The 20357-nt window shown below is 61.3% G+C and carries 21 protein-coding genes and 1 other RNA gene; 12 read left to right on the top strand and 10 right to left on the bottom strand.

Going from position 1 to position 20357, the window contains the following annotated elements:
- The first annotated feature begins 89 nt into the window (after positions 1-89).
- Positions 90-1256: a putative zinc-binding metallopeptidase gene (locus HU759_RS22495; RefSeq protein ID WP_186617198.1), complete on the top strand. Its 1167-nt coding sequence runs from the start codon at positions 90-92 to the stop codon at positions 1254-1256.
- 240 nt (positions 1257-1496) lie between these two features.
- Positions 1497-1593, top strand: an RNA gene (ffs, locus tag HU759_RS22490) — signal recognition particle sRNA small type.
- A 41-nt stretch (positions 1594-1634) separates the two neighbouring features.
- Here ffs and HU759_RS22485 read toward each other — a convergent pair.
- Positions 1635-1802 carry a hypothetical protein gene (locus tag HU759_RS22485; RefSeq protein ID WP_017134788.1) on the bottom strand — a complete coding sequence of 56 codons (168 nt, stop codon included), beginning with the start codon at positions 1800-1802 and terminating at the stop codon, positions 1635-1637.
- Between HU759_RS22485 and HU759_RS22480 the strand changes: the two genes are divergently transcribed.
- The 3 genes from HU759_RS22480 (at position 1801) to HU759_RS22470 (ending at position 4528) form a co-directional block, all read left to right on the top strand.
- Complete coding sequence (locus HU759_RS22480; RefSeq protein WP_186617196.1) at positions 1801-2730, top strand: N-acetylmuramidase family protein; 930 nt, start codon at positions 1801-1803, stop codon at positions 2728-2730. The two genes, HU759_RS22485 and HU759_RS22480, sit on opposite strands and share 2 nt — an antisense overlap.
- Positions 2731-2886: 156 nt before the next feature.
- A complete protein-coding gene (locus tag HU759_RS22475; protein WP_186617194.1) occupies positions 2887-3933 on the top strand; it encodes an N-acetylmuramidase family protein in 1047 nt (348 codons plus the stop codon).
- Position 3934: 1 nt separating this feature from the next.
- Positions 3935-4528: a hypothetical protein gene (locus tag HU759_RS22470; RefSeq protein WP_017134791.1), complete on the top strand. Its 594-nt coding sequence runs from the start codon at positions 3935-3937 to the stop codon at positions 4526-4528.
- Here the strand turns inward: HU759_RS22470 and HU759_RS22465 are convergent.
- Positions 4525-5388: a LysR substrate-binding domain-containing protein gene (locus HU759_RS22465; RefSeq protein ID WP_017134792.1), complete on the bottom strand. Its 864-nt coding sequence runs from the start codon at positions 5386-5388 to the stop codon at positions 4525-4527. The two genes, HU759_RS22470 and HU759_RS22465, sit on opposite strands and share 4 nt — an antisense overlap.
- Positions 5389-5490: 102 nt before the next feature.
- Between HU759_RS22465 and HU759_RS22460 the strand changes: the two genes are divergently transcribed.
- Complete coding sequence (locus HU759_RS22460) at positions 5491-6450, top strand: DMT family transporter (RefSeq protein WP_186617192.1); 960 nt, start codon at positions 5491-5493, stop codon at positions 6448-6450.
- Here the strand turns inward: HU759_RS22460 and HU759_RS22455 are convergent.
- On the bottom strand, positions 6364-6735 hold the full coding sequence (locus tag HU759_RS22455; protein WP_169984917.1) for a VOC family protein: 372 nt from the start codon (positions 6733-6735) through the stop codon (positions 6364-6366). The genes HU759_RS22460 and HU759_RS22455 overlap by 87 nt on opposite strands.
- Positions 6736-6789: 54 nt before the next feature.
- The gene (locus tag HU759_RS22450; protein ID WP_186617190.1) at positions 6790-7566 is read right to left on the bottom strand and encodes an amino acid ABC transporter substrate-binding protein; all 777 of its coding nucleotides are present in this window, start codon (positions 7564-7566) and stop codon (positions 6790-6792) included.
- 133 nt (positions 7567-7699) lie between these two features.
- Between HU759_RS22450 and dnaX the strand changes: the two genes are divergently transcribed.
- The 5 genes from dnaX (at position 7700) to HU759_RS22425 (ending at position 13332) form a co-directional block, all read left to right on the top strand.
- Positions 7700-9790: a DNA polymerase III subunit gamma/tau gene (gene dnaX / locus HU759_RS22445; protein WP_017134796.1), complete on the top strand. Its 2091-nt coding sequence runs from the start codon at positions 7700-7702 to the stop codon at positions 9788-9790.
- Between the two features lie 46 nt (positions 9791-9836).
- On the top strand, positions 9837-10175 hold the full coding sequence (locus tag HU759_RS22440; RefSeq protein ID WP_003175481.1) for a YbaB/EbfC family nucleoid-associated protein: 339 nt from the start codon (positions 9837-9839) through the stop codon (positions 10173-10175).
- A 132-nt stretch (positions 10176-10307) separates the two neighbouring features.
- Positions 10308-11342, top strand: coding sequence for an NADP-dependent oxidoreductase (locus HU759_RS22435; protein WP_017134797.1), 1035 nt, complete (start codon positions 10308-10310; stop codon positions 11340-11342).
- 66 nt (positions 11343-11408) lie between these two features.
- Positions 11409-12011: a recombination mediator RecR gene (gene recR, locus HU759_RS22430; protein WP_170039248.1), complete on the top strand. Its 603-nt coding sequence runs from the start codon at positions 11409-11411 to the stop codon at positions 12009-12011.
- 172 nt (positions 12012-12183) lie between these two features.
- The gene (locus HU759_RS22425) at positions 12184-13332 is read left to right on the top strand and encodes an acyl-CoA dehydrogenase family protein (RefSeq protein ID WP_170039246.1); all 1149 of its coding nucleotides are present in this window, start codon (positions 12184-12186) and stop codon (positions 13330-13332) included.
- A gap of 110 nt (positions 13333-13442) precedes the next feature.
- On the opposite strand, the gene HU759_RS22420 is transcribed toward HU759_RS22425, so the two are convergent.
- Together HU759_RS22420 and fnr are read right to left on the bottom strand one after the other, a co-directional pair.
- Positions 13443-13991, bottom strand: coding sequence for an adenine phosphoribosyltransferase (locus HU759_RS22420; RefSeq protein ID WP_017134800.1), 549 nt, complete (start codon positions 13989-13991; stop codon positions 13443-13445).
- A gap of 81 nt (positions 13992-14072) precedes the next feature.
- A complete protein-coding gene (fnr, locus tag HU759_RS22415) occupies positions 14073-14807 on the bottom strand; it encodes a fumarate/nitrate reduction transcriptional regulator Fnr (protein ID WP_056861531.1) in 735 nt (244 codons plus the stop codon).
- A gap of 153 nt (positions 14808-14960) precedes the next feature.
- On the opposite strand from fnr, the gene HU759_RS22410 reads away from it, so the two are divergent.
- Positions 14961-15434, top strand: coding sequence for a hypothetical protein (locus HU759_RS22410; protein ID WP_170039244.1), 474 nt, complete (start codon positions 14961-14963; stop codon positions 15432-15434).
- Between the two features lie 6 nt (positions 15435-15440).
- Here the strand turns inward: HU759_RS22410 and hemN are convergent, their stop codons facing one another.
- The 4 genes from hemN to HU759_RS22390 all read right to left on the bottom strand — a co-directional run bounded on the left by hemN (position 15441) and on the right by HU759_RS22390 (position 20288).
- Positions 15441-16823: an oxygen-independent coproporphyrinogen III oxidase gene (gene hemN / locus HU759_RS22405; RefSeq protein ID WP_186617187.1), complete on the bottom strand. Its 1383-nt coding sequence runs from the start codon at positions 16821-16823 to the stop codon at positions 15441-15443.
- Between the two features lie 103 nt (positions 16824-16926).
- Positions 16927-17610: a sulfite exporter TauE/SafE family protein gene (locus HU759_RS22400; RefSeq protein ID WP_017134805.1), complete on the bottom strand. Its 684-nt coding sequence runs from the start codon at positions 17608-17610 to the stop codon at positions 16927-16929.
- Positions 17603-17815 (bottom strand): cbb3-type cytochrome oxidase assembly protein CcoS, encoded by a 213-nt coding sequence (gene ccoS / locus HU759_RS22395; RefSeq protein ID WP_017134806.1) that lies wholly within the window; start codon positions 17813-17815, stop codon positions 17603-17605. The genes HU759_RS22400 and ccoS overlap by 8 nt, the downstream gene beginning before the upstream one ends.
- Before the next feature lie 22 nt (positions 17816-17837).
- The gene (locus HU759_RS22390) at positions 17838-20288 is read right to left on the bottom strand and encodes a heavy metal translocating P-type ATPase (RefSeq protein ID WP_186617185.1); all 2451 of its coding nucleotides are present in this window, start codon (positions 20286-20288) and stop codon (positions 17838-17840) included.
- Positions 20289-20357 lie beyond the last annotated feature (69 nt).

Genomic DNA, 20357 nt, shown 5'->3' with positions numbered 1-20357 from the left:
GAGCGTCACCGCAGGCATTCCCACGCAGAGCGTGGGAACGATCTTTCACGGTAAATGATCTAGTCTTGGTCACCCAGGGAGAGATCGCCATGTTCCGCTACTTCGAGCAACTCAGCACGCGCATCGCCGCACCGTTCATGGCCGGATCCTCGCGCAGCAGCAAGGTGTGGCAGTGCCGGTGCGGCCAGTCGCTGTTCTTTCGCAACAGCCAGTGCCTGGTCTGTTCTGCGCTGTTGGGCTATCAGCCCCAGCAAAGCCGGCTGTCGTCGCTACAGCCCGGCCCAGTCGATGGCACATGGCTACAGGACGATAACCTTGACGCCGGCACCTTCCGCCGCTGCGCCAACCTCGACACCCCGGCCGCCTGTAACTGGCTGATTCCTGCCCACAGCACCGCAACGCTGTGCGTCGCGTGCAGCCTGAACCGCACTATTCCCGACTTATCGGTGCCGGAAAACTCCGAACGCTGGCGCAAAGTCGAAACCGCCAAGCGCCGGTTGGTGGCGCAACTGATCAGCCTGGGCCTGCAAGTGGTGCCCAAAAGTGTTGACGAGAACAGCGGCCTGGCCTTCGATTTCGTCGGCATTGACCTTGAAGGCAACGCACCCACCACCGGCCACGCCAACGGCCTGATCACCCTCGATATCAAGGAAGCGGACGACGCCCATCGCGAGAAAGTCCGTGTGCAAATGCGCGAGCCGTATCGCACGTTGCTCGGCCACTTTCGCCACGAAGTCGGCCACTACTATTGGGATCGGCTGATTGCCAACAGCCATTGGCTTGAATCGTTTCGTAGCCTGTTCGGCGACGAACGCGCCAGTTACGCCGAGGCACTCGAGCAGCACTACCAGAACGGCCCGCGCGCCGACTGGCAGCAAACCTGTGTCAGCGCCTACGCGACCATGCACCCCTGGGAAGACTGGGCCGAAACCTGGGCTCACTACCTGCACATGATGGACGCCGTCGACACCGCACTGGGCTTTGGCATGAGTGCCCGCGAGATGGACCTGGATTACCAGCCCTTCCCGTTGACCACGCTCTACGACCCCGAACACCCTGGCGGCCCGGCCTTCCTGTCGTTCGTCAACGCCTGGATCGAACTGGCCGGCATGCTCAACGAACTGTCGCGCAGCATGGGCCAGCCGGATTTCTACCCCTTTGTGTTGCCGCCGGCGGTGATCGCCAAGCTGCACTTCATTCACTTGGTGATTCAGGAGGAGGGCGGCAGGGCCGACGAAGTCGTACAAGCACAGTAATCCACCCCTATGTGGGAGCTGGCTTGCCTGCGATTGCGGTGCATCATCCAGTGAATGCCCCAACTGATACACCGTAATCGCGGGCAAGCCCGGCTCCCACAAGGTTCTGGCAGGTTATCGAGGTTGTGGACAAGTGCTTGAGCCCCTTCATATTTTTAATCCGGAACAACGGTTGTAAGTTCCGATGAGATCGGTACAATGGCGCGGCTTGCCGAGAGGCCAGCGTCGTTATGGTGACCCCATCGGTCCCCCCGCAACGATTACCCGTGAACCTGGTCAGAGCCGGAAGGCAGCAGCCACAGCGGGAACATTGTGTGCCGGGGTGTGGCTGGTGGGGTTGCCTCCATAACGCTCTCCTTTGTTTCTACCCTTCCTGTTTCAAATCAAACATTGTTTTAATCGCCCATCTGCCATTTTTTGCGCAGCGATGACGGCGTTGTGCTGGAAAACTTTCAGCGGCCTGCTAGCGTCATTCTTGTAAGCGACCCTGTGCTGGAGTAGTAAAGAAGTGATGGCACTCCTTTGATCAACAAGGATGATTGCCATGCCCAGCCTTCCCGTTTTACCCAGAACGCTCAGTGCTTCAGTCGGCGCCCCAGGCAAGGCGCAGAATGTGCTTGCTGATGTTCGCTTTATTCAGCATCTGTTTAATCTGATCACGCCAGAATCCGCTTCGCGCCTTGTGGAGGACGGAAAGTGCGGCCCGCTGTTGTTGCGGCGCATCAGCGACTATCAGGCGAATCGTCTCAAGGTCAGCAAACCTGATGGGGTGATTGACCCGGGCGGTCGGACGTTCAATAGCCTGGTCGACGATGCAGGCAAAGCCAATGCCGTTGTTCTTCCCGACCAGTCGTTAGTCACCAGGCCCACCTGTGACGGTCAAATCGCCCTGACCGAGGCTGATTTTCAGCGCGCGGCTGCAGCGCTGGGCAACGGTATTTCGGTGAACCTGATCAAGGCGTTCGCCGCCGTTGAGTCTGGTGGGCGATCCGGGTTCGGGCCGGCCAACATGCCGGTTATCGCCTTCGAGGGCCATATCTTTCGCAAGTACACTCAACATAAGTACGACAGGACCTACCCCTTTTTGTCCTACCCCTTTTTGGTCAATGCTGGCCCGCAATGGAAAGCCAACAATAAAACCCAGGCGATTGCGTGGCGGACTCTGGTCGATGCTTATACGTTGGACCAGGCAGCAGCGCTGATGTCGGCGTCCTACGGTATGTTCCAGGTCATGGGCTTTAATTTTGCTGCCTGTGGCTACAAGAACGTGTTCGAGTTTGTGGCTGCACTGAAGCTTAACGCCGGCCAGCAATTGATGGCGTTCTGCGGCTTTTGCCGCAAGAATCCGGCCTTGCTCAGAGCGATGAAAAGCAGGGACTTTGCCGGCATGGCGCGCAATTACAATGGCTCAAGCTATGGCGACTACGACAGGCGTATCCAAAAAGCCTTCGAGGCGCTGGAACGGAAAAAATAGCCGCACCTGCTGGCTGCCTCACATCGTTGAGGTGGCCCACTGGACAACCCAAAATCATCTTGTTAGTTTCCGCCAGCCACTTGTTTCAAGTTGTGACAGGTGTGCGGTGCTGATATTGAAGTGCTATCACTTCTTGAACTAACAAGGATGTCCATGATGAAAAGCCTGCAAGGGTTGCCCCGTCTTATCAGTGCTTCAGTGGGCGCGCCGGGTAAAGCGCGCAACTTGCCCGTCGATGTTCAGTGCATCCAGTATCTATTTAATCTGATCATTCCCAAGATGGGTTTTGCGCTGGCCGAAAACGGTAAGTGCGATGGGCAATTGGTGCAGTGCATCAGCCAGTATCAGTTCCGGCACCTCAAGTATGCGCATCCTGATGGCGTGATCGACCCTACCGGTCGAACCTTCAATAGCCTGATAGAAGAGGCGGTCAAAGTGCCGGTGAAGGCGTTTCCGACGATGCGCATTCCGAGCTTTCTCAACGCGTTTGGCAATAACGGCGGCGATGCGGTACAGGCCACGGTCAATGTGTACCTGGAGCGCATGCGCGCGACCATCGAGGCCGAGCGGCGTAACCGCCAGTTGATGCTCCAGGCCACGTGCGATGGTGGCATGACGCTGACCGATACCGACTTTCAAAGCGCTGCCACCCAGTTGGGCAGCGGCATTTCGGTGAATATCATCAAGGCTTTCGCCACGGTCGAATCCGGCGGGCGTTCCGGGTTCGGGCCGGCCAAGTTGCCGGTGATTGCCTTTGAAGGCCACTTGTTTCGCAAGTACACCAAGCACATCTACGATCAGGCGCACCCGTTGCTGTCTTATATCTACGTGAGAAAGGCCGGGCCGCAGTGGCAGGTCAATAACAAGGACCAGACCAAAGCCTGGGAGACCATGGCCACAGCGTTTGCGCTGGACCAGGAGGCGGCATTGATGTCGGCGTCGTGGGGCATGTTTCAAATAATGGGGTTCAACTACACCTCCTGCGGTTACAAGACGGTGTTTGAGTTTGCTGCCGCCCTGAAGATCAATGCCGGTAACCAATTAAAAGCGTTTATCGGTTTTTGCAGCCAGAGCCCGGCCCTGATCAAGGCCATGAAAGATAAAGACTACGTGGCCATGGCGCGTAACTATAACGGCAAGGATTACGGCGACTACGACAGCCGTATCAAAAAGGCCTACGAAGCATTGGAAGGGAAGAAATAAGATGAGCCGTTTTCTAGCGATGAGTGTGTTGTCGTTGTGCGCCTTGGTGCCCGCGTTGGCAGGTGCCGCTGAGCTGCATTCTGGCAAATACGAGGGATTGATGCTGGCGGTCACCCCTGAGCATCAGGTCGAAGGCTACTACGCAGAAGAACTGGGCGAGGGTGTGACCCGCAGCTGCACGTTTTACCTGCAAGGCCAGCCCGAAGCGCTCACCACCTGGCTAGACAAGGCCTATCCCGGCAGCGTCGCAGCGTCCTCCGACGGCGTGACCTTGACGGTGGAGCAGGGGCGCGAGCATCCCGGTTGCATCAGCGTGCTGATGCCGGAAATCGCCACCGGCCTGGACCTGGCCCAAACGGCCAGCAAGCAATGGATCGGCCTGGTGACCGTGACGGCCGACAAGGCTTACCTGCTGAAAAAACCAGGCGCTGAAGCGGCCAAACGCGCGTATATCGTCAAGGACGATGTGGTCGGCGTGCTGGCGTTCAAGGACGGCTGGGCCAAGGTCGAGTTCACCAATGCCAAAGACCATACCTACACCGGTTGGATCAGCCAGGACCAGTACGCACGCTTGGCGGCGCCGCAAGCCAACTAGCCAAACGTCTCCCGCAGCAGCCCGGCAAACGCATCCCGCGCCAGGTGGCGCTGGGTGTCCGTGTGCCAGAACAGCAGGTTGTCCACGGCCTGCAACTCCTCGAACCGGTAGGAGGCCAGTTGATTGGCCTGCTCGTAGCGGGCCAGGATGCCTTCCGGCGCCAACGCCACGCCAATCCCTGCACTGACGCAACCAATGATGGTGCCCCAACTGGCATAGCTGGCGATGCTTGGTTTGAAGGCGTGCGGTTTGATCCAGTTCTCCAGCGCCGCGCGATACGGACAACCGGGCGGCCACACCAGCAAGGTGCGGCCTGCCAAGTCTTCGGCACTGTTGATCGGCGCGCTGGAGGCGCTGGCGATCAGCACCAGGCGTTCGCTGTAGACCACACTGTGTTCGAGCTTGGCGCGCTTGCCGCCCGAGGCCACCAGCGCCACATCGAGGCGATGGTGTTGCAGGTCGTCGAGCAGTTGCGCCCAGGCGCCGGTGACCAGTTCCAGGCTGACGTCCGGGTAGCGCCGGTGGTATTCGGCCAGCAGCGGCGGCAGGCGGCCGCTGGCGCTGGATTCCACCGCACCGATGCGCAGCGTGCCGCGCGGGATGGCGTTGGCATCCACTGCGCGTTTGGACTCATCCACCAGGGCCAGGATGCGCTCGCAGTAATCGAGGAAGATTTCCCCGGCGGCACTGATGGCCAGCCCACGGCCTGCGCGAATAAACAGCGGCGTGCCCAACTCGCTTTCCAGCTGCTTGATGCGCGTGGTGATGTTGGACGGCACGCAGTGCAGTTGCAGCGCGGCCTGGGCCACGCTGCCGGTTTGTGCCACGGCGCGCACCATTTTCAGTTGGGCCAGTTCCATTGCTCAGTTCCAATGATTTCAGAAGTCAGAAACGCTTAATTGTCCTGCGCCTTGCGCGGCTCAAGACTGACGGTATTCCTTCTCAGTATCTGGATGCCGTCGATGAATGCCCCGTCACCCGTAAAGCTTACGCTAGTCATCGCTGGCGTGATTCTCTGTTGGGCCTATTCGCCGATTGGCGTGCACATGGGGCTGCACAGCTACAGCCCTGGCCAGTTGGCGTTGCTGAGGTTTCTGATCGCCTCGGTGTTCATGGGCGGCATCGCCCTGGCGGTAGGCATCGGCCGCCCGCGTGTGCGGGATCTGCCGTGGTTGCTGGTGTTGGGTTTTTTCGGCGTGTTCCTGCACCACACCAGCCTCAACTACGGGCAACAGTGGGTGACGGCGGCGGCATCGAGTGTACTGGCGCAGTCGGTGCCGCTGTTCAGTGTGGTGATCGCGTTTTTCTGTTTGAAGGAACGGGTCAGCCTCTGGCGTTGGGGCTGCGTCTTGCTCGGGTTGCTGGGTGTGCTGGTGGTGATCTGGGGTGATCATGGCGTCGGTGATATCGACCCGCGCGGCTTGCTGATCTTGCTGGCAGCCGTGTCGTGGAGCGTGTATTTCGTCATCCAGAAACACTACGCCCATCGCTACAGCCCGCTGACCATGGCGTGTTACATGGTGTGGGCGGGCACCTTGATGCTGTGCGTGAACCTGCCGGGCTTGCCGGCTGCGGTGGCCCAGGCGCCAATGCCGGAGAATCTGTCGGTGCTGGTATTGGGGATTTTCCCCAGCGCCCTGGCCTACCTGGCCTGGGGCTATGTGCTCAAGCACGTGGACGTCAGCCGCGCCTCGGTGGCGATGTACCTGATTCCGCCGGTGGCCATGCTGATGGCGGCGACGCTGCTGGGCGAGCACATTGCCCTGCAAGTGATATTGGGCGCGGTGATCGTGCTGGCCAGTGTCGCCGCCATCAGCCTTGAAGGGCGCTGGCGCTCAATCGCTCAGGCTGAACGCGCGCAGCCGGTGGCCGTCGAGGTCCTCGGCGACAAAGGTGTAGCCGAAGTCAAGGTGGGTCGGTGACTGAATGATGGTCGCGCCGCGCTCTACCCATTGAGCGTAAAGGGCGTCTACGGCGGCTGGGTCCCTCAGCGAAAAACCTACCTCACCGCCTCCGCCGGTAAACTGAGCCGCAGGCTCTACGGTGTGACGCGACCACAGCCCCAGCTTGACGCCGTTGTCGAGAATGAACAGGGCGAACGTCGGGTTCAGCTCCACCGGCGGCTTGCCCAGCAGGCGGCTATAGAAGTTGGCGCTGGTGGCCGGGCTGTCGACGTAGAGCAGGAAGTAATGGGCGACGGTGTGCATGCAGGCTCCTTGATTACGGGCGGTTAAGTGAGCCCAGTCTAGGGGACGGCCCTGTCAGTTCTTGTCAGGAGCGTTCTTGTCAGGAGTGCGCAGCGGTCGCGCGTTCTCCCCGGTGTACAGTTTGATCAGGTCATCGATCTCGCCCGACATTTTCATCCGCAGCAGCGTGCGCAAGATCCGTTGCACCGGCACGCTCGGGTCATTGCGCACGATGCAGCCCAGGTTTTGTTCGTCGATCACCGCGACGTTGTGCAGCCGCAGGCTTGGGGGCACTTTCAGGTTGAAACGGTCCAGGGTCCATTCGTTGATCACGGCGTATTCGAAACGCGCGGCCACCAGCTTGTGCAGCACCAACTCCTCGCTGCGCGAATCGTCGCGGGTCAATTGGCCACTGGCGAACAGCGGTTCGAGGACGACATAGCGGTAGTTGAGCACCGTGCCAATGGCCTGCGGTGCCAACCTGGCCACCTGAACGGGCGGTGCGTGGACACTGGCCAACACATTGCGCTGCACCATCAAGGGTACGCTCCAGCTGTAGTCGCCGGACAATTGGCCGAGCCAATCCTGGGCGACATAGCAGCGCACATCGACCTCTGCGCGTGCCATGGCACCGGCGAGTCGCGCCCGGGCCAGCACGTGGAACTCGGCTGGCCGCCCGACCTGGGTGGCCAGGCTCAACATCAAGTCATACAGAATGCCCTGTGTGGGCTGGTCACCCTCTATCTGTGCCATGGGCATTGCCCAGCTGTCGGAAACCGAAAAACGCAACGGTGCGGGCGCCGCCAGGCAAGCAACGGAAATCATCCATAAAGCGCCCAGGACTACACGCATACACTCTCCGGGTTCAGGCCTTTGTGGGGCCAGTCAGGCAAGCTTAGTCAGATTAGACGAGCGTGCCGGATGCAATTTCCCCCTTGCTCCGCTAGCATTACCGGCTTCCGCTTCCCAGTTGCGACGGTTTTCGATGAGTTATCAGGTTCTTGCACGTAAATGGCGCCCGCGCTCGTTCCGCGAAATGGTCGGCCAGACCCATGTGCTCAAGGCTCTGATCAATGCCTTGGACAGCCAACGGCTGCACCACGCCTACCTGTTCACCGGTACTCGCGGGGTCGGCAAGACCACTATCGCGCGCATTATTGCCAAGTGCCTGAACTGTGAAACCGGCATCACGTCGACGCCTTGTGGCACCTGTTCGGTATGCCGCGAGATCGACGAAGGGCGTTTTGTCGACCTGATCGAGATCGATGCCGCGAGCCGCACCAAGGTCGAAGACACCCGCGAGCTGCTCGACAACGTGCAGTACGCGCCGAGCCGTGGGCGCTTCAAGGTCTACCTGATCGACGAAGTGCACATGCTCTCCAGCCATTCCTTCAACGCCCTGTTGAAAACCCTGGAAGAGCCGCCGCCCTACGTTAAGTTCATCCTGGCCACCACCGACCCGCAGAAACTTCCTGCAACGATTTTGTCGCGGTGCCTGCAGTTCTCCCTGAAAAACATGACGCCCGAGCGCGTGGTCGAGCATTTGACCCATGTGCTCGGCGTCGAGAACGTGCCGTTCGAAGACGACGCGTTGTGGCTGCTCGGCCGCGCCGCCGATGGTTCGATGCGTGACGCCATGAGCCTCACCGACCAGGCCATCGCCTTCGGTGAAGGCAAGGTCATGGCCGCGGATGTACGCGCCATGCTCGGCACGCTGGACCACGGCCAGGTGTTCGACGTGTTGCACGCGCTGATCGAAGGTGACGCCAAGGCGTTGCTCGAAGCCGTGCGCCACTTGTCGGAGCAAGGCCCGGACTGGAACGGCGTACTCTCGGAAATCCTCAATGTGCTGCACCGCGTGGCCATCGCCCAGGCGTTGCCCGAAGGTGTCGACAACGGCCATGGCGACCGCGACCGCGTATTGGCGCTGGCCCAGGCGTTGCCAGCCGAAGATGTACAGTTCTACTACCAGATGGGCCTGATCGGCCGCCGCGATTTGCCCTTGGCGCCAGACCCGCGTGGCGGCTTTGAAATGGTCTTGCTGCGGATGCTGGCCTTCCGGCCCGCCGACTCGGCGGACGCACCGAGACAGCCGCTAAAGCCAGTGGGGATCAGCCAGGCCACAGTTGATTCCGCCAAACCAGTGGCTGGCGCGGCGGTAGTCGCGCCAGTAGTTGCTGCACCTGAACCTGCGCCGCCTGCACCTGCGCCAGCACCCGAGCCTGCGGTTGCCGCGCCGGTGGTCGAACCTGCGCCCGTGGTTGAGCCTGAACCTGCTCCCGCGCCGGTGGTTGACCTGCCTTGGAACGATCCGGTCGACGCAGAAGCTGAACCTGAGCCTGAACCTGAAGTCGAGCAAGTGCCTGCTGTGGAGCCCGTGCTGGAAACCACCGGCGAGCAGCCCGAGCTGACGCCGATGCCCACGCCGACTCCGGACAGTGCGGTGCCGGACGCGCCGGAATGGGTGTCGGCGCCGGTCCCCGAGCCGACCGTTGCGCAGGTGGACGCCGCTACGCCGGGTATCGACCTCGATGACGAGCCGCCGCTGGACGAAGATTACATCGAGCCGGACATGGATTCGGCCTACAGCTACCTGGACGACCTGGCCAGCGAGCACACCGCCGAACCGGCCCCCGAGCCCGAAGCGGAACCCGCTGCGGCCCCGGCCACTGGCCTGGCGTTGCAATGGTTGGAGTTGTTTCCGAAATTGCCGATCTCCGGCATGACCGGCAGCATCGCCGCCAACTGCACCTTGATCTCCATCGAGGGCGACCACTGGCTGTTGCACCTGGACCCGGCCCACAGCGCCTTGTTCAACGCCACTCAGCAACGCCGACTCAACGATGCGCTCAACCAGTACCATGAACGCACGTTGACCATCGCCATCGAACTGATCAAGCCTGAGCAGGAAACCCCGGCCCAGGCGGCGACCCGTAAGCGCATCAACCGTCAGCGTGAGGCCGAAGACTCGATCCATGGCGATCCGCTCATCCAACAGTTGATGCAACAGTTCGGTGCGGTGGTGCGTCACGATACTATTGAACCTGTCGAAGCCCCGGTGCCCCAAGCGTCATAAAACCGGGCTACTAATTGATTGATCCACGTACTTTGAGGTGATTCCCATGATGAAAGGTGGCATGGCCGGCCTGATGAAGCAGGCGCAGCAGATGCAGGAAAAGATGGCCAAGATGCAGGAAGAACTGGCCAACGCCGAAGTCACCGGTAAAGCCGGTGGCGATATGGTCAGCGTGGTGATGACCGGTCGTCACGACATCAAGCGCGTGAGCATCGACCCAAGCGTATTGCCTGGCGTCGGCGAAGATGACCTGGAAATGCTCGAAGCGCTGTTCGCCGCGGCCGTCAACGACGCCGTGCGCAAGATCGAAGCCAACAGCCAGGAAAAAATGGGTGGCGTGACCGCTGGCATGCAACTGCCGCCGGGCATGAAACTGCCGTTTTGATCGTGCAGCGTTAGCTAGACTCAAATGCCAGGCATCGCGCCTGGCATTTTTGTTTGTGCTAATCCGATCGAACCCTGGCATGGCAAGCAGGGTCTGCACCCTATACCGAAAGATTCGTTAAAGGAGCCCCTCATGCCTCAAGAACCCATTCTTAACCAGCGCATTGTCCTGGTCTCGCGCCCGCAAGGCGCGCCGACACCTGAAAACTTTCGCCTGGAACGCGTGAACCTGCCGGAATTGGCAGATGGCCAGGTGCTGCTCAAAACCCTGTACCTGTCCCTCGATCCCTACATGCGTGGGCGCATGAGTGACGCGCCGTCCTACGCAGCTCCGGTGGAAATCGACGAAGTGATGACCGGTGGTGCTGTCAGCCGTATCGAGCAATCGCGTAACCCGAAATTCGCGGCGGGTGATCTTGTGGTGGGTTCCACCGGCTGGCAGAGCCATAGCATCTCAGACGGAAACAACCTGATCCCGCTGCCCAAAGGCCTGGCCAGCCCCTCGATGGCGCTGGGTGTATTGGGTATGCCTGGCATGACCGCGTACATGGGCCTGATGGATATCGGCCAGCCCAAGGCCGGCGAAACCCTGGTGGTGGCGGCTGCCTCCGGCGCGGTGGGTTCGGTGGTCGGGCAGGTGGCCAAGCTCAAGGGTTTGCGCGTGGTGGGTATTGCCGGCGGCGCGGACAAGTGCCGCTACGTGGTCGATGAGCTGGGCTTTGACGCCTGTATCGACCACAAGAGCGCCGATTTTGCCCATGAGCTGGCGTTGGCCTGTTTCAAAGGCGTGGATATCTACTTTGAAAACGTCGGCGGCAAAGTCTTCGACGCCGTGCTGCCGCTGCTCAACCCCAAGGCACGCATTCCGCTGTGCGGCCTGATCGCCGGTTACAACGCCCATGAAGCCCCCAGCGGTCCTGATCGGCTGCCGGCACTGCAACGTACCTTGTTGACCAAGCGCGTGCGCATCCAGGGTTTTATCGTGTTCGACGATTATGGCGATCGCCAGCCCGAATTCCTCAGCGCCATGGCGCCGTGGGTGCGCGACGGCAAGATCAAGTTCCGCGAAGACGTGGTCGATGGCCTGGAACAGGCACCCGAAGCCTTTATCGGTTTGCTCGAGGGGCGCAACTTCGGCAAGTTGGTGGTGCGCGTCGCACAGGATTGAGCATTTGACGCTAATCCGAGGCGCGGGTATAAACCGCGTCTCGTTGTTTTGTCGGACCCTTCGCCCATGAGCTTCAGCCCCCTGATTCGCCAACTGATCGACGCCCTGCGCACTTTGCCGGGTGTGGGCCAGAAAACCGCCCAGCGTATGGCGCTGCAACTGCTGGAGCGTGATCGCAGCGGCGGCACGCGGTTGGCCCAGGCCTTGAGCCAGGCCATGACCGGCGTGGGCCACTGCCGCCAGTGCCGCACCCTGACCGAAGAAGACCTGTGCCCGCAATGCGCCGACCCACGTCGCGACGACACTTTACTGTGCGTCGTTGAAGGGCCGATGGACGTGTACGCCGTCGAGCAGACCGGCTATCGCGGGCGCTACTTTGTGCTCAAGGGGCATCTTTCGCCGCTGGACGGCCTGGGGCCGGAAGCCATTGGCATTCCGCAACTGGTGACGCGCATTGAAGAGCAGGGCACGTTTACCGAGGTGATCCTGGCAACCAACCCGACGGTGGAAGGCGAGGCGACGGCGCATTACATCGCCCAATTGCTGACCAACAAAGGCTTGATCACCTCGCGTATCGCCCATGGCGTGCCGTTGGGTGGCGAGCTGGAATTGGTGGATGGCGGCACGTTGGCGCACTCTTTTGCCGGTCGCAAGCCGATCACGCTCTAAAATGTGGGAGCTGGCTTGCCTGCGATAACGGTGGATCAGTGGCATTGATGTCGCCTGACACTCCGCTATCGCAGGCAAGCCAGCTCCCACAGTGGTTTTGTGTTGTCAGGGATATCTTGATAACCAAGCAAGCGCTTGGTAAGTTCTCTCCACCTCACCGTGGAGCTTGCCGATGTCTGCCTATCAGGACTACTTCGACCCCAGCCACCAATTGGTCCGTGACAGCGTGCGCCGTTTCGTCGAGCGCGAGATGTTGCCGGGCATCGAGCAATGGGAGGAGGGCGAGAGCTTTCCCCGTGAGCTGTACCTCAAGGCGGGCGCGGCGGGGATCCTGGGCATCGGCTATCCCGAAAGCCTGGGCGGCAGCCATGAAGGCGACCTGTTCGCCAAGGTCGCCGCCAGCGAAGAGTTGATGCGTTGCGGTTCGGGTGGCGTGGTCGCGGGCCTGGGTTCGCTGGATATCGGCTTGCCGCCGGTAGTCAAATGGGCGCGCCCCGAGGTGCGTGAGCGCGTTGCGCCTCAAGTGCTGACCGGTGAGAAGATCATCGCCCTGGCCGTCACCGAGCCCGGTGGCGGCTCCGATGTAGCCAACCTGCAAACCCGCGCCCTTCGCGATGGCGACTTTTATCGCGTCAGCGGCAGCAAAACCTTTATCACCAGCGGCATCCGCGCCGACTTCTATACGGTAGCCGTACGCACCGGCGGGCCGGGCTTTGGCGGTATCAGCCTGTTGCTGATTGAAAAACAGACGCCAGGTTTCACCGTCGGCCAACCGTTGAAGAAAATGGGCTGGTGGGCGTCGGACACGGCTGAGTTGTTCTTCGACGATTGCCGCGTGCCCGCAGGCAACTTGATCGGCGTCGAGAACATGGGCTTTGCCTGCATCATGGGCAATTTCCAGAGCGAGCGCCTGGCGCTGGCGCTGATGGCGAACATGACTGCGCAGCTCGCCCTGGAAGAAAGCCTCAAGTGGGCGAGCCAGCGCGAAGCCTTCGGCAAACCCATCGGCAAATTCCAGGTGCTCAAGCATCGGCTGGCGGAAATGGCCACCGCAGTGGAAGTCTCCCGCGAGTTCACCTACCGCCAGGCGGCGAAGATGGCGGCCGGCAAGAGTGTGATCAAGGAGATTTCCATGGCCAAGAACCTGGCCACTGATACGGCTGATCGGGTGACCTATGACGCGGTGCAGATACTGGGTGGGCAGGGCTATATGCGTGGCAGCCTGGTGGAACGGCTGTATCGGGATAACCGCATTCTGTCTATCGGCGGGGGCACGCGTGAGGTGATGAACGAGATCATCAGCAAGCAGATGGGGTTGTGATGCGGGGTGTCCTTGAGGGCCTCTTCGCGAGCAAGCCCGCTCCCACACTTGGAATGCAAATCAAAATGTGGGAGCTGGCTTGCCTGCGATAGCGCCGGCCCAGGCAACTTTTAAACTTCGGTCAACCCAAACTGCGTCAGGCAAAACGTCGGAATGCCCATATCCTGCAGGCGTTGCGAACCACCCAGCTCAGGCAGATCAATGATCGCCGCCGCTTCGAAGATCTTCGCGCCCATACGTCGCACCAGGTTCGCCGCGGCAATCAAGGTGCCGCCAGTGGCGATCAGGTCATCGAACATCAGCACCGAGTCGCCGTCACACAGGCTGTCGGCGTGTACTTCGAGAAAGGCTTCGCCGTATTCGGTCTGGTAACCCTCGGCCAGCACGTCAGCGGGCAGCTTGCCCTGTTTGCGGAACAGGATCAGTGGTTTGTTCAATTGGTAGGCGATGATCGAACCGATCAGGAAGCCACGGGCATCCATCGCGCCGATGTGGGTAAAGTCGGCCTCGACGTAACGCTGGGCAAAACTGTCGGCCACCAGGCGCAGGGCGCGGGGCGATTGGAACAGCGGGGTAATGTCACGAAAGATCACCCCAGGCTTGGGGAAGTCGATGACGGGGCGGATCAGGGATTTGATGTCGAACGAATCGAAGGTCATCGTCGAAGAGTCCTGGGAGCGGAAAACGGACTCGAAGTATACCTGCGGCCCTGCCGATTGGCGCGGCCGCAAGTGTCTGCCTCAGACTTCCAGCGAGCCCCCGGCCAGCGCGCACAGCTGGATCGGGTCGAGGATATGCACTTCCTTGCCTTCGGCGGCAATCAGTTCGTTTTGCTGGAAACGGGTAAACACGCGGGACACGGTTTCCACCGCCAGGCCCAGGTAATTGCCGATTTCGTTGCGCGACATGCTCAGGCGGAACTGGTTGGCCGAGAACCCACGGGCACGGAAGCGTGCCGACAGGTTGACCAAAAACGTGGCGATGCGCTCGTCGGCGGTTTTCTTCGACAGCAGCAACATCATCTGTTGGTCGTCACGGATCTCGCGGCTCATCACCCGCATCAATTGGCGGCGCAGTTGCGGCAGCTGCAGGGCCAATTCATCCAGGCGTTCGAAAGGGATTTCGCACACCGAGGTCGTCTCCAGGGCCTGGGCCGACACCGGGTGAATCTCGGTGTCCATGCCAGACAGCCCGACCAGTTCGCTGGGCAGGTGGAAGCCGGTGATCTGCTCTTCGCCGCCGTCGCTAAGGCTGAAGGTCTTCAACGCGCCTGAACGTACTGCATAAACGGAATCGAACTTGTCGCCCTGGCGAAACAGAAACTCGCCTTTTTTCAGCGGTCGGCCGCGTTTAACGATTTCGTCCAGCGCTTCCATGTCTTCCAAATTCAACGAAAGTGGCAGGCAGAGGGGGGCCAGGCTGCAATCCTTGCAGTGAGCCTGGCTGTGAGCGCGCAGTTTAACTGGCTCGGACATTTCTTAAATCCTTGTGGGAAAACACACATAAGACGTAAGGGTAACGCACCGGGGGACTGTGAGGCCAGCGTGTACAAAAAAGCAGCAAAGATATAAAGCTTTTTGTATCGGGGTCGATACAAGATCACAACTCAATAACCGTGGACCAGAGCCATGTCTTCCATCATGGGTGTCAATCCTTCAAGTATTCGTATTCCTGCTGCGCCACAACCCCAAAAGGACGCGGTGGCAGACAACACCAACAGCGCTTCGACACCGCAGGCCGATTCCGCGGCGGTCGAAGGTGTGGCGGTTACAATTTCCGGCGCGGCGATGAAAGCTGCGGCGGATGAGAAAACCTCCAACAGCGATATCGACGACAGCGGCCTGGCGGATAACGTCAAGAATCTGCTGAAGATGATTCGTGAGATCAAAAAGCAGATTGCCGAGAAGCAGGCTGAGATGGCTGCGCTGATGGCAGATAAAAACCTCAGCCCTGATCAGATGCGAGCCCGCCTCTCCGGTCTGCAAAGTGCGTTGAGCGCCTTACAAGCCAGCTTGGTTGGCATGCAGGCGTCTTTGACTAAGGCGATGAAAGACATGAGCGCGAGCGACGCAGCTAAGACCGCTGCCCTGGCAATGAAGTAGCTGCCCTTAGATCACCCGCGAGAATCGCTGCCTGTTCTGGTGCTCCAGGTAGGCATCGAACACCATGCACACCGAGCGCACCAGCAAGCGCCCGGCCGGTAAAACGCGAATGCCGTGGGCATCCAGTTCGATCAGGCCGTCGGCGGCCATTGTCTCCAGCTGTGGCCAGAGTTCGTCGAAATAGCCGCGAAAATCGATGTTGAAAGCCTGTTCGATCCGCTCGAATGCCAGGCTGAAATTGCAGATCAGCTGCTGAATCACTTCCCGGCGCAAACGATCATCCGTGGTGCAGACCAGACCACGGCTGGTGGCCAGTTGCGCGCCGGCCAGTGCGTTCTGGTAGTGATTGAGGTCACTGCTGTTCTGGCAATACAGGTCGCCGATCTGGCTGATCGCCGACACGCCCAGCCCAATCAAATCGCAATGCCCGTGGGTGGTATAGCCCTGGAAGTTACGCTGCAGCGTGCCTTCTTCCTGGGCCACGGCCAGTTCGTCATCCGGCAGGGCAAAGTGGTCCATGCCGATGTAGCGGTAGCCGGCACGGGTCAACTGCTCGATGGTGGTTTGCAGCATCAGCAGTTTTTCTTCCGGCGAGGGCAAATCGTCGGCATTAATGCGCCGCTGCGGCATAAAGCGCTCGGGCAGGTGCGCGTAGTTGAAGACCGACAGGCGATCCGGTTGCAGGTTGATCACCTCTTCGACGGTGCGCGCAAAATTCAGCGGCGTCTGCTTGGGCAGGCCGTAGATCAAATCAATATTGATCGAGCGAAATTGCAGGGTGCGCGCCGCATCGATCACCGCACGGGTTTCTTCCAGGCTTTGCAGGCGGTTGACCGCACGCTGCACCTCGGGATCAAGGTCTTGCAGGCCGATGCTTACGCGGTTAAAGCCCAGTTCGCGCAGCAGCCCCATGGTCGCCCAGTCGGCTTCACGCGGGTCGATCTCGATGCCGTAGTCGCCGGAATCATCATTGAGCAAATTGAAGTGCTGGCGCAGGCGGGTCATCACCTGGCGCAGTTCGTCGTGGCTGAGAAAAGTCGGCGTGCCGCCGCCGAAATGCAACTGTTCCACGGGCTGTTTCGGGTCGAGGTGACAGGCGACCAGCTGGATTTCCTGCTCCAGGCGTTGCAGGTAGGCCTGGGCTCGGCCACGGTCCTTGGTGATGACCTTGTTGCAGGCGCAGTAGTAGCAAATGTTTGCGCAGAACGGCACATGCACATACAGCGACAAGGGCCGTACGGCCTTGCGGCTGTCGCGCAGGGCGTGGAGCAGGTCGAAGGTGCCGACCTGGCTATCGAATTGTACGGCGGTGGGGTAGGACGTGTAGCGCGGCCCCGCCAAGTCGTAGCGGTGAATCAGATCTGTGTCCCAACGAATGGCGTCGAGCATGCGGGCGGTCCCCGGGATTGGCTAGTGAGCCGAGTCTAGGGGCGCACCGCAGGTACCATCTTGATTTGCATCAACGGGGAGCGGCGCTATGCCACATGGCGATTTAATGGCCCATTAGCCAGTGTTGATGCGGGCCTGGCAACGTCCAAACGCCGAAGAGCATAACCAGCACGCCACCGGCCACACGCACGCTGCGTTTGCGCAGCACCGCCGTGACACGTTCCGCCGCCAAGCCAGTCGCCAGCAGTACTGGCCAGGTTCCAAGCCCAAAGGCGAGCATCAGCATTGCGCTGTCCAGCGCATTACCCTGGCTCGCCGCCCATAACAGCGTGCTGTAGACCAACCCGCACGGCAACCAGCCCCACAGCGCGCCCAGCAGCAATGCGCGTGGCAGGCTGGATACCGGCAGCAAACGGTTGGCGACCGGCTGTACGTAGCGCCACAGGCCGCGCCCCAGGCTTTCGATACGGGTGAGGCCGCTCCACCAACCGGCCAGGTACAAACCCATGCTGATCAGCAACAACCCGGCGAGCACGCGCATGAACATCGCCGCCGGGCTGTTGGCCACCGCCCAGCCGGCCAGGCCGATCAATAACCCGGCAGCGGCGTAGCTGAGGATGCGCCCCAGGTTATAGGCGAGCAGCAGGCGAAAACGGCGGCTGCGTTGTTCTTTGGGGATTGCCAGCGTCAGCGCGCCCATCAGCCCGCCGCACATGCCCAGGCAATGGCCGCCGCCCAGTAGCCCGAGGATCAAGGCCGAGACCAGCAATGGCGCCAACTCAAGCATGGGGTGGGTCTTTGGGCGGTTGCTCGGCCCGGTTGGCTTCGTCGACGCCCGCCAGGTGGTTCGGGTCCTGGTCGTCGAACAGCACGCTGTGGGCCGGGCCGTCGAGGTCGTCGTACTGGCCGCTGTCCACCGCCCAGAAGAAAATGTAAATGGCCACGCCGACTAACAGCAGCGCCGCCGGAATCATCACGTAGAGAGCTGGCATCGGTACTCCATGCCCACGCGGCTCAAGCCGGCAGCGGGCGGGTTACTAAGGTGGCACTGTTTGCCTGCGTGCTCGGCAGGCGAGTCAGGCGCAAGGCGTTGAGCACCACGGTCAACGAGCTGAGGGACATGCCGATCGCGGCCCAGATCGGGGTGATCCAACCGAGGGCGGCAAACGGCAGCATAAGGCCATTGTACAGCCCGGCCCACAGCAGGTTTTCAATGATTACCCGCCGCGTGCGCCGCGCCAGGGTAAACGCCTGCACCAGCGCGTCGAGACGGTTGGACAGCAGCACGGCATCGGCACTGGTTTTTGCCAAGTCGGTGGCTGAGCCCATCGCCACGCTGATATCGGCGGCGGCGAGCACAGGCACATCGTTGACGCCGTCGCCAAGCATCAGCACCTTGCGGCCTTGCTGGTGCAACTGGTGCAGCACCTGCAGTTTGTCGTCGGGGCGCAAGCCGCCCTTGGCCTCGTCAATCCCCAACTCAAGCGCGACACTGGCGACCATCGGCGAGCTGTCACCCGACAGCAACAGCGTACGCCAACCTCGCGCTTTGCACGCGGCCAGCAGGGCGGGCGCATCGCTGCGCAGGCGGTCATCGAGCACGAACCAGGCGAGGGCGCCTTCACGATCGCCCAGCAGCAACCATTGGCCTGCTTCGTCCGGCGAGGCGGGAATCGCGCAGCCGCTTAATTGGCACACAAAGCCCGGCTGGCCGATGCGCAATTGATGCTCGCCCACACGACCTTCCAGGCCTAAGCCTGGGAAACTCAGGACTTCCTCAGCGGCCAGCGGCGCACGCCCGAAGGCGCGGGCAATCGGGTGCTCGGAGCGGTTTTCCAGCGCGGCGGCGAGGCCCAGGCAGTCGTCGCTGTTCAACGTGCCCAACGGGCGGATGGCACGCAGGGCCAGGCGGCCTTCGGTCAGGGTGCCGGTCTTGTCGAAAATCACCGTGTCGATCTGGTTCAAGCCTTCCAGCACGTGCCCACGAGTGAGTAACAGCCCGAGTTTGTGCAATGTGCCGGTGGCGGCGGTGAGGGCGGTCGGTGTCGCCAGCGACAACGCGCAAGGGCAGGTTGCCACCAGCATCGCCAGCACAATCCAGAATGCGCGTGACGCGTCCAGTTCCCACCACAGCAGGCCGATCAGCGCGGCCGCGATCAGCGAGCACAGCAGAAACCATTGAGCAGCACGGTCGGCGATTTGCGCCAGGCGCGGTTTCTCGGCCTGGGCACGTTCCAGCAGGCGCACGATGGCAGACAGGCGGGTGTCATGCCCCAAGGCGCGCACCTCGACGGTCAGCGCGCCTTCGACGTTGAGCGTGCCGGCGGTAACCGCGTCGCCGACGTTGCGCGGCTGCGGCAGGTATTCGCCGGTGAGCAGGGACTCGTCAATGCTCGACTGGCCGTCGAGAATCACGCCGTCGGCCGGCAGCACGGCGCCTGGATGCACCAGTACGCGATCGCCTACGGCCAGTTCGCTGAGCAGGATGCGCTCGCTCTGACCATCACTTTTGAGGCGTAAGCATGACGCCGGCAGCAGGTTGACCAACTGCGCGGTGGCGGCGGCCGTACGCTCACGTGCCCGGCGCTCCAGGTAGCGCCCGGCGAGCAGGAACAGCGCGAACATGCCCACCGCGTCGAAGTACAACTCGCCAGTGCCAGTTATGGCGGTCCAGATGCCCGCCAGGTACGCGCCGCCAATCGCCAGGGACACCGACACATCCATGGTCAGGTGGCGCGTGCGCAGGTCGCGCAGGGCGCCTTTGAAGAACGGCGCACAGCTGTAGAACACGATGGGCGTAGTCAGAAACATCGCCACCCACCGCAGGATCACGTGCAACTCCGGGCTCAGGTCAATATTGAATTCCGGCCAGGTCGCCATGGTCGCCATCATCGCCTGGAACCACAACAACCCCGCCACGCCCAGTTGGCGCAAGGCCCGGCGGTTTTCGCTGGCCAATTGCTCGGCGGCGCGATCGGCCTGGTAAGGGTGGGCGGCGTAGCCGATATGGCGCAGTTCGCTGAGCACCTGGCTCAACGGCAATTGCCCATCGGCCCAGCGCACGTGCAGGCGATGGTTGGACAGGTTCAGCCGCGCCTCGGCCACGGCGGGCAGGCTGCGCAAGTGTTTTTCGATCAGCCAGCCACAGGCCGCGCAGCTGATGCCTTCCATCAATAGGGTGGTTTCGGCCAGATCGCCTTCGTGGCGCACAAAGGGTTTTTGCACGTCGGCGCGGTCGTACAGCGCCAGTTCGTCGACCAGTTGCACCGGCAGCGCCTCGGGGTTGGCCGAGGCTTCGCTGCGGTGCTGGTAATAGCTTTGCAACCCGCCGGCTACAATCGCCTCGGCCACTGCCTGACAGCCCGGGCAGCAGAGTTCGCGGCGCTCGCCGAGGATTTCGGCGGTGAACCGGCTGCCGGGCGGGACGGGCAGGGCGCAGTGGTAGCAGGGGGTTGGGCTGGTCATGGTGTGAAATCTATATCGGCTGGGAGGGCCTCATCGCGGGCAAGCCCGGCTCCCACAGGAGACCGCGAT

Source organism: Pseudomonas sp. OE 28.3, from assembly GCF_014268205.2.
GTDB lineage: Bacteria > Pseudomonadota > Gammaproteobacteria > Pseudomonadales > Pseudomonadaceae > Aquipseudomonas > Aquipseudomonas edaphica.
The sequence above is the reverse complement of the archived record's forward strand: the minus strand, read 5'-3'. Positions and strand labels throughout refer to the sequence as shown.